Annotated in this window: 14 protein-coding genes and 2 pseudogenes; 14 read left to right on the top strand and 2 right to left on the bottom strand. The window is 43.6% G+C overall.

Translation table 11 applies throughout. The annotated features are described in order from the left end of the window. Positions 1 to 13 precede the first annotated feature (13 nt). Together gcvPA and gcvPB are read left to right on the top strand one after the other, a co-directional pair. Positions 14 to 1,360 carry an aminomethyl-transferring glycine dehydrogenase subunit GcvPA gene (gene gcvPA, locus OC538_RS03705; protein ID WP_262173333.1) on the top strand — a complete coding sequence of 449 codons (1,347 nt, stop codon included), beginning with the start codon at positions 14 to 16 and terminating at the stop codon, positions 1,358 to 1,360. Then, a complete protein-coding gene (gene gcvPB / locus OC538_RS03700; RefSeq protein WP_262173332.1) occupies positions 1,353 to 2,831 on the top strand; it encodes an aminomethyl-transferring glycine dehydrogenase subunit GcvPB in 1,479 nt (492 codons plus the stop codon). Before gcvPA ends, gcvPB begins: the two co-directional genes overlap by 8 nt. Before the next feature lie 59 nt (positions 2,832 to 2,890). Here the strand turns inward: gcvPB and OC538_RS03695 are convergent, their stop codons facing one another. Next, on the bottom strand, positions 2,891 to 3,208 hold the full coding sequence (locus OC538_RS03695) for a rhodanese-like domain-containing protein (RefSeq protein WP_285847111.1): 318 nt from the start codon (positions 3,206 to 3,208) through the stop codon (positions 2,891 to 2,893). 133 nt (positions 3,209 to 3,341) lie between these two features. Between OC538_RS03695 and OC538_RS03690 the strand changes: the two genes are divergently transcribed. From OC538_RS03690 to OC538_RS03670, 5 genes and pseudogenes are all read left to right on the top strand, one after another. Beyond that, positions 3,342 to 4,211: a biotin/lipoate A/B protein ligase family protein gene (locus OC538_RS03690; protein WP_316044272.1), complete on the top strand. Its 870-nt coding sequence runs from the start codon at positions 3,342 to 3,344 to the stop codon at positions 4,209 to 4,211. Positions 4,212 to 4,379: 168 nt separating this feature from the next. Beyond that, positions 4,380 to 6,338, top strand: a pseudogene (locus tag OC538_RS03685) (vitamin B12-dependent ribonucleotide reductase); the annotation flags it as partial. Positions 6,339 to 6,625: 287 nt separating this feature from the next. Further along, positions 6,626 to 7,228: pseudogene (locus OC538_RS03680) on the top strand (ribonucleotide-diphosphate reductase subunit alpha); the annotation flags it as partial. Between the two features lie 220 nt (positions 7,229 to 7,448). Beyond that, positions 7,449 to 7,838 carry a hypothetical protein gene (locus OC538_RS03675; protein WP_262173330.1) on the top strand — a complete coding sequence of 130 codons (390 nt, stop codon included), beginning with the start codon at positions 7,449 to 7,451 and terminating at the stop codon, positions 7,836 to 7,838. 94 nt (positions 7,839 to 7,932) lie between these two features. Continuing rightward, positions 7,933 to 8,796 (top strand): aminoglycoside phosphotransferase family protein, encoded by an 864-nt coding sequence (locus tag OC538_RS03670; RefSeq protein WP_262173328.1) that lies wholly within the window; start codon positions 7,933 to 7,935, stop codon positions 8,794 to 8,796. 161 nt (positions 8,797 to 8,957) lie between these two features. Here OC538_RS03670 and OC538_RS03665 read toward each other — a convergent pair whose 3' ends face one another. Then, entirely contained in the window at positions 8,958 to 9,941 is a 984-nt protein-coding gene (locus OC538_RS03665) for a DUF1385 domain-containing protein (protein ID WP_251694424.1), read from the bottom strand. 177 nt (positions 9,942 to 10,118) lie between these two features. Here OC538_RS03665 and OC538_RS03660 point away from each other — a divergent pair, with 177 nt between their 5' ends. From OC538_RS03660 to OC538_RS03630, 7 genes are all read left to right on the top strand, one after another. Further along, positions 10,119 to 10,544 carry a hypothetical protein gene (locus OC538_RS03660; protein WP_262173327.1) on the top strand — a complete coding sequence of 142 codons (426 nt, stop codon included), beginning with the start codon at positions 10,119 to 10,121 and terminating at the stop codon, positions 10,542 to 10,544. Positions 10,545 to 10,610: 66 nt separating this feature from the next. Beyond that, positions 10,611 to 11,057: a type II 3-dehydroquinate dehydratase gene (gene aroQ / locus OC538_RS03655; RefSeq protein WP_262173325.1), complete on the top strand. Its 447-nt coding sequence runs from the start codon at positions 10,611 to 10,613 to the stop codon at positions 11,055 to 11,057. Beyond that, positions 11,054 to 12,112, top strand: a complete 1,059-nt coding sequence (locus OC538_RS03650) for a M24 family metallopeptidase (RefSeq protein ID WP_262173324.1) — start codon at positions 11,054 to 11,056, stop codon at positions 12,110 to 12,112. Before aroQ ends, OC538_RS03650 begins: the two co-directional genes overlap by 4 nt. A gap of 22 nt (positions 12,113 to 12,134) precedes the next feature. After that, positions 12,135 to 12,692, top strand: coding sequence for an elongation factor P (efp, locus tag OC538_RS03645; protein ID WP_251700304.1), 558 nt, complete (start codon positions 12,135 to 12,137; stop codon positions 12,690 to 12,692). Positions 12,693 to 12,863: 171 nt separating this feature from the next. Beyond that, the gene (locus tag OC538_RS03640; RefSeq protein ID WP_251694429.1) at positions 12,864 to 13,073 is read left to right on the top strand and encodes a SpoIIIAC/SpoIIIAD family protein; all 210 of its coding nucleotides are present in this window, start codon (positions 12,864 to 12,866) and stop codon (positions 13,071 to 13,073) included. Next, positions 13,052 to 13,450, top strand: coding sequence for a SpoIIIAC/SpoIIIAD family protein (locus tag OC538_RS03635; RefSeq protein WP_262173322.1), 399 nt, complete (start codon positions 13,052 to 13,054; stop codon positions 13,448 to 13,450). Before OC538_RS03640 ends, OC538_RS03635 begins: the two co-directional genes overlap by 22 nt. A gap of 15 nt (positions 13,451 to 13,465) precedes the next feature. Beyond that, positions 13,466 to 14,365, top strand: coding sequence for a stage III sporulation protein AE (locus tag OC538_RS03630; protein WP_262173320.1), 900 nt, complete (start codon positions 13,466 to 13,468; stop codon positions 14,363 to 14,365).

The raw sequence follows: 14,365 nt of genomic DNA, 5'->3' as shown, positions 1-14,365 counted from the left end.
GAGACATGTTGATATGAAGCATCGTTATATTCCTATGACGGAGACGGATCGTGAAGAAATGCTATCAGCAATCGGGATTGCGACAGTTGATGAGCTTTTTGAAGATATTCCGGAGAAAGTCCGTTTTAAAGGTGAATTGAATATTAAACCAGCGAAAGCGGAGTCCGCATTGACGAAGGAGCTTGCACAACTTGCAGCCAAAAACGCGGATGCGCGCACCTATGCATCATTCTTAGGAGCAGGTGTGTATGATCATTATAAACCGATCATCGTCGATCATGTCATATCGCGTTCCGAATTCTATACAGCCTATACACCATACCAACCAGAGATTTCTCAAGGAGAATTGCAAGCCATCTTTGAATTCCAAACGATGATCTGTGAATTGACGGGCATGGACATTGCCAACTCATCGATGTATGACGGCGGCACTTCATTGGCTGAAGCTGGGACGATGGCGGCAGGACATACACGCCGCACTAAAATCCTCGTTTCCGAAACAGTTCATCCTGAAGCGCGGGACGTAGTGGCGTCTTACGCGGCGGGCCAATTTATCGATGTGGTAACGATTCCTCATAAAGATGGGGTGACGGATATGGCATTGCTTGAGGAGTTGCTCGATGATAATACAGCAGCAGTTCTCGTGCAATATCCTAACTTCTTCGGTCAGGTGGAAGACATCCAAAAAATTGGAGACATTACTCATGACAAAGGCGGCTTGTTAGTCGTATCGGCGAATCCGCTTGCACTAGGTGTATTGACGCCTCCAGGAAAATTAGGCGCGGATATTACAGTCGGTGATGCACAGCCGTTCGGCATTTCCGAACAGTTCGGCGGCCCGCATTGCGGATACTTTGCAACTACTAAAAAGTTGATGAGGAAAATGCCAGGAAGATTGGTAGGGGAAACTACTGACAGCGAAGGCAGACGCGGATACGTATTGACGCTTCAAGCACGTGAACAACATATCCGACGTGACAAGGCCACATCCAATATTTGTTCGAACCAAGCACTGAATGCTCTTGCAGCTTCGGTTGCAATGACCGCCTTAGGAAAAGCTGGTACAAAGGAAATTGCATACCAAAATATCGCAAAAACCGCATATGCGAAAAGTTCTTTTGAGAAAGCTGGTATCGAAGTGAAGTACGGCGGGGTTCATTTCAATGAAATTGTCGTGGTAGTAAATAAGCCGGTTAAAGAAGTGAACGCGAAGCTTCTTGAAAAAGGGATCATCGGCGGATATGATCTTGGATTAACGTATCCAGAGCTTTCCAACCATGTTTTAATTGCCGTTACGGAACAACGTACGAAAGAAGAAATTGATGCACTTGTGCAGGAAATGGAGGCCCTTCATGCATAAAGACAACCAACCGCTCATTTTTGAAATTACAAAAGCAGGCCGGATCGGCTATAGCTTGCCTGAGCTAGATGTTCCTGAAATCGATCTTTCAAGCCATTTGCCGGAAGGTCTTCTCAGAGAGGAATCTCCTGAGCTTCCAGAAGTATCAGAACTTGATATTATGCGCCATTATACAGCACTATCCAACCGTAACCACGGAGTAGATACTGGCTTCTATCCACTTGGATCTTGTACGATGAAGTATAATCCGAAAATCAATGAGGCAGTGGCAAGATTCCCTGGTTTTGCGAATATCCACCCGTTGCAGGATGAATCGACTGTCCAAGGTGCAATGGAAATGATGTATGACCTACAAGAACATCTTGAAGAAATTACCGGAATGGATGAAGTGACACTTCAACCAGCTGCAGGTGCACATGGGGAATGGACTGCCCTCATGATGATCCGTGCGTTCCACGAAGCTAACGGGGAATCTCACCGTACAAAGGTGCTTGTACCGGACTCCGCGCATGGTACAAACCCTGCTTCCGCTACAGTGGCGGGCTTTGATACAGTTACAGTTAAGTCAAATGAATTCGGTCTTGTCGATATTGATGACTTGAAATCGAAGGTCGGCCAGGATACGGCTGCCCTCATGCTTACGAATCCGAATACATTAGGTCTCTTTGAAGAAGATATTCTTGAGATGGCTGAAATTGTACACGGCGTAGGAGGGAAATTGTACTATGACGGCGCGAACTTGAACGCTGTTATGGCAAAAGCACGTCCTGGAGATATGGGCTTCGATGCGGTCCACTTGAATTTGCATAAGACATTTACAGGTCCTCACGGCGGCGGCGGCCCAGGTTCAGGCCCTGTCGGAGTAACGAAAGAATTGGCTCCGTTCTTGCCGAAACCGATTCTTGTCAAAGAGGATGACCGTTATACATTCAAATATGACGTTCCTCAATCAATCGGGCGCGTCAAACCTTTCTATGGCAACTTCGGCATCTATTTGCGTGCGTACACATATATCCGTTCAATGGGTCCGGATGGTTTGAAAGCTGTTACGGAAAATGCGGTGTTGAATGCAAACTACATGATGCGCAGACTCGAGCCTTATTTCGACCTGCCTTACACGCAGCACTGTAAGCATGAGTTCGTATTATCTGGACGCCGTCAGAAGAAATTGGGCGTACGGACATTGGATATGGCGAAACGGTTGCTCGACTTCGGCTTCCATCCGCCTACAATCTATTTCCCGTTGAATGTTGAAGAGGCAATCATGATCGAGCCAACGGAAACGGAATCGAAGGAGACGCTTGATTCTTTCATCGATACTATGATCCAAATTGCGAAAGAAGTCGAGGAGAATCCGGAAATCGTGCAGGAAGCCCCTCATACGACTGTTATCAACCGTCTTGACGAGACGAAAGCCGCCCGTCAACCTGTGTTGAGATATACAAAAGAAAAAGAGCCTGTGAATGCTTGATATGGAATAAAAAAAGGAGAGACCTTGTAACCGGGTCTCTCCTTTGTCTATTCACATGATTATTTACTTTTCACTTTGCCAGTCCAAGTGCGGAATCCGCCTTGCAGCTGGTACAGCTGGGTGTAGTCCCGTTTCTTCAAATACATCGCAGCTCGTGAGCTTTTACCGCCGTTTTGATCATAAAGATAGACCGGCTTGTCCGGACGGATTTCTTTAAAACGCTGACGGAATTGTGAATATGGAATGTTACGAGCGCCTAAAATATGACCCGCTTCATATTCTTTTGGTTCACGTACATCAATCAATTGTGCTTTTCGGTATCCTTCAATGAATTGCTCCTGTGTTAGGTTTGTAACAGCCTTTTTGACACGGAACATTGTAATGACAAAATACAAAATGATGGCGAGCACTACCGCCCCAAGAATAATATAATCCACAACCGATTTTCCCCTTTCTTTCTATACTTCCATTATAAAGAATGAGTAGCACTTGTTCAATGGGAATGATAAAATGATATGCATTGCAGGTAAGGGGGTAGATGATTTGGGTAAGGCGGTTTGGCATTTTATCAATTCAGGAAAATGTTCGCCATCATACAATATGGCGCTGGACGAAGCGTTGTTGGAGTGGCATAGCATAGGAGAAATCGGGCCCGTACTGCGTTTTTATGAGTGGGACCCGGCAACACTTTCAATCGGATACTTTCAAAGCGTCGAAAGGGAGATTGATTTGGAAGCGGTTGAGAAACACGGACTCGGATTCGTACGTCGCCCAACCGGCGGAAGAGGCGTCCTGCACGAGCATGAACTTACATATAGCGTAATCGTAACTGAAGATTATCCTGGAATGCCGGAGACCGTCACAGAGGCGTATCGTGTCATTTCTGGCGGTCTTTTAGAAGGCTTCCGGAACCTTGGACTGCATGCCGAATTTTCATTGCCGGCTTCAAAGGAGCAAAGCAATAACCTTAAAAAGCCGAAAAGCGCTGTTTGTTTCGATGCTCCAAGCTGGTATGAGCTTGTCGTCGAAGGGAAGAAAGTCGCGGGAAGCGCCCAAACCCGGCAGAAAGGTGTAATATTACAGCATGGAGCGATCCTATTAGGTTTGGACGAGGACAAGCTTGTATCCTTATTCAAGTTCCCGTCTGAAGAAAGTCGGAAGCGGATGCTCGAAAGCCTGCCGGAAAAAGCGGTTGCCATCGATCGATTGACTAATCGCGAAATCTCCGTGGAGGAATGTGTTGGAGCTTTTGCAACAGGGTTTGAAAAAGCTTTAGATATCGTCCTTAAACCGATGGAACTTACTGCAGAGCAACTTCTTTATGTCGAAGAGGTTGAAAAAAGAAAATATGCGAATAAAGACTGGACGTTTAAAAAATGAGACTGGCACTTTCGAATTATTTTTTGTCGAAAAGTGCGTAATATCAACTGCGAATATTTCGGTCTCAAATCTTATCATTGCGGCAGGTTTCAATATGTAGTAGATTAGGGAATATAATCAACACAACATGTTGTGTTGACAAAAATAAACCAGAGGGAGGATGCGTTAATGGTAATTGTTTCAAAGCATCAGGAACCAATTCTGGATAAAGCGCGGTTGAATGCGGATATTGCCGAATTCCCGCAAGTGCATCCAATTACAGAAGACATGAAAATTGAACACAGCGGTGTGTCCCGTCTTGTCATGATCGATCGTTATTCTTTCAAGGATACAGAAAAGAAAACACTGAAGGTCGGCGATTTCGTCGTATTGACTGTTAAGGAAGATCCGAAGTTTCCAGCGAGGGGGCTTGGGTTCATCACAGCGCTTGATGAGAAGAATGGAAAAGCGGATATTTGGATTGAAAAGGAATACCGCACTGCAATCGACAATCCCGAAAATCAGGAAACAGGCATTATAACGAGACCAATTGAAGTCATTGAAAAGCCGCTTGAAGTATTCTACGAGCAGATTGCCAAACGGAATGCGACAGGGCTCGCATCTGTTGAAAAGACGGAAGAGCGGCGCAAGGAGTCGTTCGATTCGTTCTATGGACAACTCTCCAAATTGAACTTCATTCCGGCGGGCCGTGTATTATACGGTGCTGGATCTGATACTGAAGTGACATTCTTCAATTGTTACGTCATGCCGTTCGTGGCGGATTCCCGTGAAGGCATTTCCGATCACCGTAAACAGGTAATGGAGATTATGAGCCGTGGCGGCGGTGTTGGAACGAACGGTTCCACACTACGACCACGTAATACATTAGCACGCGGCGTCAACGGAAAATCATCCGGTTCAGTATCATGGCTCGATGATATTGCGAAATTGACACATCTTGTCGAACAAGGTGGGTCGCGACGCGGAGCTCAGATGATTATGCTGGCAGATTGGCACCCTGACATTTGCGAGTTCATCATTTCGAAAATGCAGAATCCAAGGATTCTCCGCTATCTTCTAGAACATACAGAAGACGAACTGATCAAGAAGCTCGCGAATGAAAAACTGAAATTCAAACCGCTTACCGCTCAAGAGGAAGCGATGTACCAAGGGATTCTCAACTATCGCACAATCCCTGGAATGGGCGGTTTCAACGAAGCAATCTTGAAAGACGCTGAAACGAAATTACGTGATGGCGGAACTTATTCCGTACACAATCCGGAGTTCCTGACAGGCGCTAATATTTCAGTCACATTGACAGATGATTTCATGAAAGCTGTTGAGCAGGATGCTAATTATGAACTCCGTTTCCCGGCAGTCGAAAAATACTCTGCTGAAGAGATGGCGGCTTATAATGAGGAGTGGCATAAGGTCGGAGATGTCCGTGAATGGGAGCGTCTTGGGTATGAAGTCCGTGTATACCGGACAATCAAAGCACGTGCACTTTGGGATCTCATTAACATTTGTGCAACGTACTCCGCAGAGCCAGGCATTTTCTTTATCGACAATGCGAATAACGAAACGAATGCAAAAGCATACGGCCAGCAAGTCGTAGCTACAAACCCATGTGGTGAACAACCTCTTGCACCATACAGTGTCTGTAATTTAGCTGCTGTTAACCTTGCTGAATTCGCTGATAAAGAAACGAAAACAGTGAACTACGATAAAATGAAAGAAACCGTCCGTGTCGGTGTCCGTATGCAGGATAACGTCATCGATGCGACACCATATTTCCTTGAAGAAAATAAAGTACAAGCCCTCGGCGAACGCCGTGTAGGACTTGGAGTCATGGGTCTTGCCGACCTACTGATCTATTGTGAAAAAGAGTATGGCTCAGATGAAGGAAATGAACTTGTAGACAAAGTGTTTGAAACTATTGCTACAACCGCATACCGTGAATCAATCGAGCTTGCGAAAGAGAAAGGGAGCTTCCCGTTCCTTATAGGTAAGACGGAAGATGAAACGAAGGCGCTACGTGAGGCTTTCATTAACACAGGATTCATGAAAAAAATGCCGGAAGATATCCGTGAAGCAATTCTCGAACACGGTATCAGGAACTCACATCTACTAACTGTTGCTCCGACGGGTAAATGAATTGCCCCCGTTGCAAGCAATTGCAACGTGCAAATTGGGCTATATGCGGGAAACTCTGAGTATCCTTTTGTACCTGTACTACGCCAGTACGTTAAGGTAAAAATCAAAAGGTGCAGACAATCCGCAGGGAAGTCATGGCTGACCCCTCAACGACTAAACGCCTAACAACCGAATCTAAGTAAATCTTACATTTGGTTGATGATATAGTCTGACCCATATGGCGACATATGGAGTGGGTACTAATAATCCCACCCTCCTTGAAATGGAGAGTAACAAAAGTGAGTACTGGAACAATGGTAGGAGTTTCTACAGGCCTTGAACCATATTTCTCCTTCACGTATTACCGTAGCGGACGTCTCGGTAAATTCATCGAGGTCAAAGCGGGCATCGTTGAAGAATATTTACAACGTAACCCGGAAGCTGATCCGGACAACCTTCCTGAATGGTTCATTTCATCCATGAGCCTGGCACCGGAAGCGCATGCAGACGTTCAGTGCATCATCCAGCGCTGGATTGACAGCTCAATTTCCAAAACAGTTAACGCTCCACGCGGCTATACGGTCGAACAGGTGGAAAGCGTCTACGAGCGACTCTATAAAGGCGGAGCTAAAGGCGGAACAGTTTATGTCGACGGCAGCCGTGACTCCCAAGTACTTACGCTGAAAGCCGAAGAAAACGAAATGGACTCCGATTATGTAGAAGAAGTCGTTGAACAACGAAAAGTCGTACTCGTTAATACGATTCAGGACTTGCGTTCAACAAACGTTACAATTGGCTCTGAAGTCGGCGATACATGCCCTGTATGTAGACAAGGAACCGTTGAAGAAATGGGCGGCTGCAACACATGCACAAACTGTAATGCACAGTTGAAATGTGGTTTATAATATAAAAACGAACTGTCCAATTAGTTAGCAACATAAAACAGGTAAGGAAAACAAATGATTTTCCTTACCTGTTTTTTCTATTTCCTCTAAGTTTTTAGAGTGATTGTTTGGAATACTTGGTATGATAAATAAAATAGTTACTTCATTCTTGTTCAGGACCAGAATGTTTAAGAAGGACCAATTAAATATTAAATTTAATTTACTACGGAGGGGGTAATGTATGAAACAGGTTGGAATTGTATTGGGCATAGTAGTAGTGGCTGTGGCGGTGTTTATTTTTGTGAATAAATCACACTATCCTTCTTTACCGATACATCATCTATCAGCGAAAGAAGCAATTGAAAAACTAAAAAACTCCGATGAGAAGATAGTAGAGCTCGCAACAGACACTGATTCCGTTTGGTATATCACAAGAACTGAAAATGAAGGCATATCGATAGCGGATGATACTATTAAACAGATGATTCGTTCAAAAGGATGGGAATTTAAAGAGAAAGACGGTGCTGGTCTGTTCTTTGAAAAAGATGGAGAAAGATTAGTTGTGACTACTCAAATGTGGACTGGAAAATACGTGATTGTTCAGGTGCAATATAAATTTAAAGAACTTTAAAGCCTTCAGCAATAGGACGCAGTTATTGAATAGGCACTGCACAATAACTAGGCTATTTAGCGGCATGACACTTTAAAGAATAAGGAGTGGTTGGATGTTAAATCGAGTCATTCAGCGATTCAAATTGAATGTATTATCAATTAATGAAGTTGAAGATTCCCATAGTTCAACAGTTTATAATTGTAAATTGCTAAATGGGGAAACTATCTTTTTGAAAATACCTTACACAAAATTGAAGTGTCAGCGAGAGTTGGAAGCCTATGAAATCTTAAAAGATCGAGTTTCCATTCCTGAAATATTGGATTATTGGTCTGGTGATGAGGAGTGTCCTGGTGCGTTCTTATTATCTGAATTAAAAGGACAACCGCTAACAAATAAGGCTTTACCCACAGTTGCTTTTCAGGTTGGGGTCCTTCATGCCTCTATGCATCAAATTCAGCCGCCTCCGAGTATACAGTTAATTAGCATACAAGACGAATTTTCGGTCTGGTCTAATATTGTGGAACGGCAATTTTATAGTTTTGCTGAGGATGTAAAGGAAGTTTTAGATGAAAGTTTATACAGACAGGCCATTGAGAATTTTGAAAGTATGAAAAGACAACTTCCTCCTGCAGATGGACCGAGCTTTATACATATGGATTTTCGTCCAGCGAATATAATTATTGATGAAAATAAGGTGTCTGGCGTGATCGACTTTGAAAGTGTACGATTTGGCTCAACAGAAATCGATTTCACCAAACTGTATCGTGATTTTTTAAGCTTCGATGTTAAATTGTATCAGTCTTATCAAGAAGGCTATAATACCGTAAGACCACTAATTGAATTGGAGGTCGTGTTGCCTTTTTATCAATTTACAGATGCTTTTAATAGTATTGGCTGGTGTAAACGCCGTGGAAGTGAAAAGAACGCTTCATTTCTGGAGAAAAATTTATCAATCCTTAAAAAAATACTACTATAAACCGAAAGAAAAATTGAAACCACAGTATTAGTAGGAACTCAGTTGATTGCAGTGGAAAGCGACCGCCTGAAACGGAAATCAACTGCCCCTGTATCGGTGAAGATCTTTTATCGGGACTATATAAAAAGAAAGTGCCCCAACTTCGGAGCACTTCCTTTTCGTTAATTTGCAGGAACTGTCGAATCTTGCATTTTTGTGTCGGTCGACTTCAAAATATCGATATTCTCAATTCCTTGCTCTTCAATTTCAAGCAACTTATTAAATGAGGCGATTGCAACCTCCACCTGCTTATCCTCAGGCTCCTTCGTCGTCAACAACTGCAACCATAATCCTGGATATCCTAAATACTTCAATACAGGAATATTACGAAGGCGGTTCGTAAACTGCAATACTTCAAAAGAAATGCCAATCACAACAGGAATCAACAGAATACGATTGACAACCCTAAACCATAACGGATCAGCGGGAACGAAGAAATAAATGAACATGCCTACAATTACCGTAAACAATAAGAAGCTGCTTCCACATCGATAATGGAGCCTTGATTGCGCTTGGACATTTTCAACGGTAAGCGGAAGACCGTTTTCATAAGCATTAATCACTTTGTGCTCAGCACCATGATACTTGAAAACTCGTTTAATTAACGGTGTCATGGAAATGAGGGAAATGTACAATAACAATAGTGTAAGTTTGAAAAAGCTCTCCAACAAGATTTGTGCCGTTTTCCCTGGCGCCATGAATTCAAGCATTTGCGCTAAAAAGACCGGTACTAGTGTAAACGCGAACTTGCCGAATAAAAATGAGAGCACGCCTACCGCTGCGACGCCAATTACCATCGTAAGCTTGGAGGCCTCTTCTCCGTTCTCCTCAACTTCCTCACCTGGCATGACATCATAACGCTCATTCGCAAACGTCAAATGTCTAGATCCAATACCTGCGGATTCAATCAAAGCGACAATCCCGCGCACAAAAGGTATCTTTTTCAATTTCGCTGCGAATGGCTTCTGTTCTTTTGGAACATAGAAATAATCGAGGGAATCATCCTTGCGGCGGATAGCTGTCACTGTATGGTTTCTGCTGCCGAACATTACACCTTCGATGAGTGCCTGCCCACCGTATGCTGGCGGTTGTTGTTTTTTAGTCATGGGTTCCCAACACCTTCTCTTATCAAATGAAAAACATGTGTTAAAAAAATGTTCTACTCTACAAACATTATATCAAATAACTTATCCTACTATTGTACAAAAAAAAGGGTATTGACTCCACCATTAAGGTTTAAAAAAAAGGCTTTTTCCCGACACTCGTCATAAGGAGGAGTCGATATGTTCAATAAAACAATGATATGGACGACAATCATCGCGGCATTATTCACAATGGGAGCATTGAAATTCCTGCATTTTTTCAATTTCATAAAATGGTCACCTGTTGGATGGGGTGGCAAATGGCTATTATTTGGATCATCAAATGAAGGATGGAAGTGGGCGTTGCTATTCATCATTCTAGTAATTGCTTTCGGTCTGTTCTATGGCCTGTCAAGAGCTACGGCAAATATCCCTCCGGCAATAACGGCCATCGCCGTCAGTATTGTTGCGGCTGTTGCGATTGAATGGATCATCTATTCTCCACTAACGTTCACAGAGGGAGTTAAGAAACTGTCAATTCCCTTCATCTCCCTTATTGCAATCGTCAGCAGGTTCATTACGGGAACCGCTGTCTATATGAAGAAAACTTTCGAACGACAACCATAAATAGGTTGCGCCATTGGAACGATATGATAAAATGGGGAAGAAAATGGTGAGGGGAATGGTGTAGCTGTGAGACTGCTTGTACTGAATGGACCGAATTTGAATCGGCTTGGCAAAAGAGAACCCGGAATCTATGGTGCTGAAACGTTGGAGGATGTGGAAAACAACATGAAATCCATCGCTAAAGAGCAACTTGTGGATATTTCTTTTTATCAATCGAATGCGGAAGGCGCTTTGATTGATAAAATCCAAGAGGCCGAAGAGGCCGGGTGTGACGGAATCATCTTCAATCCCGGAGCCTATACACATACGAGCGTTGCATTAAGGGATGCGATCGCTTCTGTCGATGTACCAGTTATCGAAGTTCATATTTCGAATATACATAGTCGGGAACCATTCAGACAAACATCAATGCTCGCACCAGTTTGCATAGGACAGCTGTCCGGCTTCGGCACAAGCGGATATGAGCTTGCACTCCATGCTTTCCTTCTCCGAAGAAAAGGGGTAAAGCTATGAAACTGGCAAAATTGAGGGAAGCGTTGAAAGAAAACGGTTTAGATGCATTATTGGTGACGAATCCATATAACAGACGTTATATGACTGGATTTACAGGCAGTGCGGGGGTTGCTATCATTTCAGCTGATGATGCAGTGTTCATCACCGATTTCAGGTATACAGAACAGGCAGCCGAACAAGTGAAAGGCTTCCGCATCGTCAAGCATGAAAAAACGATTATTGAGGAAGTTTCCAACCAAGCAAAAGAAATGAAAATCAAAACATTAGGCTTTGAAAAAGATAATGTTTCTTTTGGCACGTACGAATTATATAATGACAAAGTGGATGCCGAACTGAAAGCAGTATCCGGAATTGTAGAAAAGCTTCGTATGGTAAAAAATGCTGATGAAATTGAGATTCTTCAACAAGCCGCGAAAATTGCGGATGATGCATTTGCTCATATTTGCACGTTCATCAAACCGGGAATTACTGAGTTGGAAGTGTCGAACGAACTTGAAATGTTCATGAGAAAACAAGGTGCAGCTTCATCTTCATTCGATACGATTGTAGCGTCAGGGGAGCGGGGTGCATTGCCGCACGGTGTCGCTTCAGACAAAGTGATTCAATCCGGCGAGCTGGTTACATTGGATTTTGGCGCGCTATATAACGGCTATATTTCAGACATCACACGTACTGTCGCAGTAGGGGAGCCCTCAGAAAAATTGAAGGAAATCTATGAAGTGACCCTTGCAGCACAAGTATTGGCTTTGGAAAAGATCAAAGCGGGTATGACTGGAATAGAAGCGGATGCAATCGCACGTGATTACATCAAGTCGAAGGGATATGGAGATGCCTTCGGACACTCGACAGGCCATGGCATCGGTTTGGAAGTGCATGAAGGTCCGGCATTATCTTTCCGTTCGGAAACTGTACTTGTACCGAACATGACTGTCACTGTCGAACCGGGCATTTATCTGCCTGGAATCGGCGGTGTCCGTATTGAGGATGATATTATTATCACTGAAGACGGCAATATCCGTTTGACACATTCACCTAAAGAATTGATCATCCTATAACGAACAAAATGGAGGAAAAAGCATGATTTCTGTAAACGAATTTAAAACAGGTCTGACAATCGAATTTGAAGGGGACATTTGGCGCATTATCGATTTCCAACACGTAAAGCCAGGAAAAGGTGCGGCATTCGTCCGTTCAAAACTGCGTAATCTGCGCACAGGAAATGTGAATGAAAAGACATTCCGTGCAGGCGAGAAAGTTGAAAAGGCGCAAATTGACAATCGTCGTATGCAGTACTTGTATGCCAATGGCGATGACCATGTCTTCATGGACAATGAATCGTACGAGCAGATCGAATTGCCTTCTGCGCAAATAAAAGAAGAATTGAACTACTTGAGAGAAAACATGGAAGTTCATATCATCATGTTCAAGGATGAAATCCTCGGCGTTGAGCTTCCGGTAACAGTCACACTTGAAGTGGCAGAAACTGAACCAGGCATCAAAGGCGATACGGCAAGCGGCGGTTCGAAGCCGGCTACCTTGGAAACAGGTCTAATCGTCCAAGTTCCATTCTTCGTAAACGTCGGCGATAAACTGATCATTAACACTGAAGAAGGCGAATACGTATCTAGAGCATAATAAAGTTAAAGTGTTTTACTCCAACTCTTAACAGGGTTGGGGTATTTTTATTTTTCGGCATGGATTGTAGCGGAAAGCGTCCTCCCGAAGCGTAAATCCATATTTCTCTACATAACTCCATCATATTTCTCCCCGCCCTCTCATAAGTTGTTCATGAAGGGGGAACCCGAATTGGAATTGAATGATTTATTGCGTATTGCCGGAATTGGATTGGTTATCGGCTTTTTACATGTCTTCTTTGAACAGACCGGTAAGAAGGAGTTTTCTTTTTTCCTCTTCTTTGTAGCCTACATTTATATTGCCGCCGAAATGCTCCGTTTCCTTAGGATTTTCTTTACGGAAATTGCCGAGTTCTTTCAATGGCTCTCATTGGCATTCTAATGGTTACGCTTTTCCAACTGGTCGTCATCTACCTCCTTCTCCTTATCGTGTCATTCGCTTCCAAGAGCTTGCAGCCAATAATTTACGCAGCAATTTTCTTCTTTTTTCTGTCGTATGTCGGTATTACAATCATCATACCTTTCGGAAAAACCTTTATGGACCTATTCGAACCGTTGCCAGGGTCCTACGCAAAGCTTTTGATAGGAAGCGTCTTTTTGTTTTATTTTTCGGAGATGATTGTGAAGCATGTGGCCGAAGCGGGGTATGAGTCGATTGCAGAGATTGCTACTTTGGCCATTAAAATCGCAATACTATCGCTATGGCTTCCGCAGTTATCCATGCTGCTTAATACGCTCTCCAAATTTATCATTAAATGATCGGATGAAGAATCCATGATGCCTATGCTAGAATCCGTTATCGGAACAGTCCTCTCCAGTTTCATTATCGTCATCATTTCAACTTTCATGGCCTTGGTACTCGATTTTCTTTTTCCTTCATTTGCCAGGTGGACGAGAACCTTCCTGTTTTTCATCGTACTTACTGTAGTCCTGTACCCTGCGTATGAACATCTGCAAATGATTCGATCCATCACACAGACCGTCGCAACGATGTTCATATCCATTTATCCGTTATTGACTGCGAGTATCATTGCTTCCGGAGGCTCCTTCAGTATGCTGAACTTTCAGCCCGCCATGCTGTTGTTCGCAAACGGTGCAGTCATCCTATCGGACAAGATCCTCATTCCTATGTTGTCTGCAGCATTGCTGTTTGACATAGTTTCAAGGTTTCATCCAGCAATTCCATTTACGAGAATGGCAGATTTACTCAGGGGCTCCCTGATCGGCCTAGTTTCAGCCCTGGTCGCTGCTTACTCCATATTCATCACTGCGGGCGGCACGATTTCATGGGCGTTGACTGGTGTGACAAGTGAACCGATCAAAAAGTTGATCAGTCAAAATATACCACTCGTGGGCTCATTCATGACGGACAGTTTAGGGGCAATCGGACGATATTCATCGGGTGCAAGCGTTTTCATCGGTGCCTGGCTCATCGTCACGATCTGGTCGGTAGCTCTTTTACCGACGCTAAAGACGTTGTTGACCGGTTTTTTATACAGGTGGACAGCTGCACTTATTGAGCCGTTTGCGAATGAAGACATAACAGGAATACTCGATGATATCGGGAAGACGTTATTTGTACTTTGCGCTGTCTCTTTCCTAGTCGCATTTGCGTTCATCTATACCGCACTGTTTACTGTCATATTGGTCAAATTGATTACCGTGGTGAAATGA

The organism is Saccharococcus sp. Marseille-Q5394 (genome assembly GCF_946901335.1).
GTDB classification, from domain to species: domain Bacteria; phylum Bacillota; class Bacilli; order Bacillales_A; family Planococcaceae; genus Sporosarcina; species Sporosarcina luteola_C.
Note: the sequence above shows the minus strand (reverse complement) of the source record. Positions and strands in the feature narration are given on the sequence as shown.

Bases quoted from the DNA above. Each gene is read 5' to 3' on its own strand.
- gcvPA (WP_262173333.1), top strand. From the start codon at position 14: ATGAAGCATCGTTATATTCCTATGACGGAGACGGATCGTGAAGAAATG.
- gcvPB (WP_262173332.1), top strand. From the start codon at position 1,353: ATGCATAAAGACAACCAACCGCTCATTTTTGAAATTACAAAAGCAGGC.
- OC538_RS03695 (WP_285847111.1), bottom strand. From the start codon at position 3,208: ATGTTCCGTGTCAAAAAGGCTGTTACAAACCTAACACAGGAGCAATTC.
- OC538_RS03690 (WP_316044272.1), top strand. From the start codon at position 3,342: ATGATATGCATTGCAGGTAAGGGGGTAGATGATTTGGGTAAGGCGGTT.
- OC538_RS03675 (WP_262173330.1), top strand. From the start codon at position 7,449: ATGAAACAGGTTGGAATTGTATTGGGCATAGTAGTAGTGGCTGTGGCG.
- OC538_RS03670 (WP_262173328.1), top strand. From the start codon at position 7,933: ATGTTAAATCGAGTCATTCAGCGATTCAAATTGAATGTATTATCAATT.
- OC538_RS03665 (WP_251694424.1), bottom strand. From the start codon at position 9,941: ATGACTAAAAAACAACAACCGCCAGCATACGGTGGGCAGGCACTCATC.
- OC538_RS03660 (WP_262173327.1), top strand. From the start codon at position 10,119: ATGTTCAATAAAACAATGATATGGACGACAATCATCGCGGCATTATTC.
- OC538_RS03650 (WP_262173324.1), top strand. From the start codon at position 11,054: ATGAAACTGGCAAAATTGAGGGAAGCGTTGAAAGAAAACGGTTTAGAT.
- efp (WP_251700304.1), top strand. From the start codon at position 12,135: ATGATTTCTGTAAACGAATTTAAAACAGGTCTGACAATCGAATTTGAA.
- OC538_RS03635 (WP_262173322.1), top strand. From the start codon at position 13,052: ATGGCTCTCATTGGCATTCTAATGGTTACGCTTTTCCAACTGGTCGTC.
- OC538_RS03630 (WP_262173320.1), top strand. From the start codon at position 13,466: ATGATGCCTATGCTAGAATCCGTTATCGGAACAGTCCTCTCCAGTTTC.